The sequence below is a fragment of the Agrobacterium sp. MCAB5 genome (assembly GCF_052114365.1).
In the GTDB taxonomy this organism is placed as follows: Bacteria; Pseudomonadota; Alphaproteobacteria; order Rhizobiales; family Rhizobiaceae; genus Agrobacterium; species Agrobacterium tumefaciens.
On the sequence record NZ_JBFREP010000223.1, the window covers coordinates 1 to 493 of the forward strand.

Annotated in this window: 1 protein-coding gene; it reads right to left on the reverse strand. The window is 59.0% G+C overall.

Annotated features, from left to right (window positions below; all coding sequences use genetic code 11):
* The coding region (locus AB4Z23_RS28335; RefSeq protein WP_441361287.1) for a hypothetical protein at positions 1 to 251 on the reverse strand (251 nt) is incomplete at its 3' end.
* Positions 252 to 493: the final 242 nt, after the last annotated feature.

Here is a 493-nt window from a genome sequence, read left to right on the forward strand (position 1 = left end):
AGGCTGACCAGCCCCACCCGGACGACTTCCCTCGTTTCGACGCTGCCGAGCAGGCCCGACCGCTTAAGGACCTTGACGAGGTTGAGCACCGAGAAGAGCGCAAGTCCGGCTCCGATCCAAACCGGAAAGAAGCCGGCCGCCGGCACAGAGCCGTCCTGGTAGCCGAACGTGGTGCCCTGCCAGGTAATATAGATGCCAAGCAGGGCGAAGATGACCGAAAGACCGAGATCGAATGAACGTAGAGGTATCATCTGCTATTTCTCCTAAGCCCGGCGCTATGGAGCCTGTGATGGGGTGGCGCCCCCGGGTGGTACCAGGGGCACCTGTGTCATTTGATCAGGCCGAGTTCGCGCATCAAAGTCTCGTATCGCTGTGATGTCGCGACGATCTCCTCGCCGAATTCCTTGCTGTTGAGGAACAACGGAATTTCGTTGAAGCGATCAAGATACTGGCTCCGCCATTCCGGGCTGTCAGCAACCGTCTTCATCACGCC